General features: G+C 33.9%; 2 protein-coding genes. Both read left to right on the top strand.

Features of this window, described 5'->3' with window-relative positions; all coding sequences use genetic code 11:
- On the top strand, nucleotides 1-70 hold a 70-nt coding region (locus BAZSYMA_RS10685; RefSeq protein WP_420912279.1), incomplete at its 5' end, for a Tc toxin subunit A-related protein.
- The coding region (locus tag BAZSYMA_RS09980) for a Tc toxin subunit A-related protein (protein WP_479385927.1) at nucleotides 39-956 on the top strand (918 nt) is incomplete at its 3' end. The genes BAZSYMA_RS10685 and BAZSYMA_RS09980, both read left to right, overlap by 32 nt.

Raw genomic sequence — 956 nt, 5'->3', positions numbered from 1 at the left:
GACTGAAAGATCATTTGATTACGATTTTCCAGGGCACTATCAGCGTCAAATTAAAAGCATTTTCTATTAGTATTCCTGCCATTATTGGTCCTTATCAAAATATCCATGCAATCTTATCGCAATTACATAATTCCGTGGTATTAGATGCCGATATTAATGCGGTTAAATATTTATTAGGGCAATCCACCAAATCAAAATCAATGCCAAAAAGCATTCGTCAAGATTGGCGTGGTAATCAAAAAATCGCTATTTCTCGTGGCATTGAAGACTCAGGTTTGTTCCAGCTTGACTTTAAAGATGAATTGTATCTACCTTTTGAAAATACGGGAGCAGTCTCAACATGGAGCCTCTCCATGCCACCAAAAAATAATAAAATTGATTACAGCAGTATTTCAGATGTTATTATCAATATTCGCTATACTGCAATGGACGGTGGTAGGAATTTTGCTAATGAAGTAAATAATGCATTAGCAAATAGTGCCGATTATCCAACTACACTTTATTATAATTTAGTTCAAAGTTTTTCTAGTAATTGGCAAGCTTTTATGCAAGATCATTCTGATGTCAAAAAGCAACAACTTAAATTTGATTTTAACGCTAGAGAATTAAAGTATTTTAATTCTGTAAGCTTAGATTCCGTTATTTTTAAGATTACCACTAGTTCCGATATCACTATTCCCACAAAGACTCTAATATTGTCGCTAAATGTTAACAATCAAGAGTTTCCCGTCAATATAACCAACCAGGTGTCAGATGGCGATAGTGAAGATGTATTTGGTCAATATTGGTGCTCAAAAAGCAGTAAAAAGGTTTCAACTAGTACTGTGATTGGTATTGGCTGGGCAACTCAATTAGGCTTAGAGAAAAATAGCACCCAAGATACCATTGACACAAATTGGGTATTATCATTTGATTTGACTGCCATGAATATAGATAAAGATTTTAAGAAAATGCTT

The sequence above is a fragment of the Bathymodiolus azoricus thioautotrophic gill symbiont genome (genome assembly GCF_001298715.1).
Taxonomy (GTDB): Bacteria; Pseudomonadota; Gammaproteobacteria; order PS1; family Pseudothioglobaceae; genus Thiodubiliella.
The sequence above is the reverse complement of the archived record's forward strand: the minus strand, read 5'-3'. Positions and strand labels throughout refer to the sequence as shown.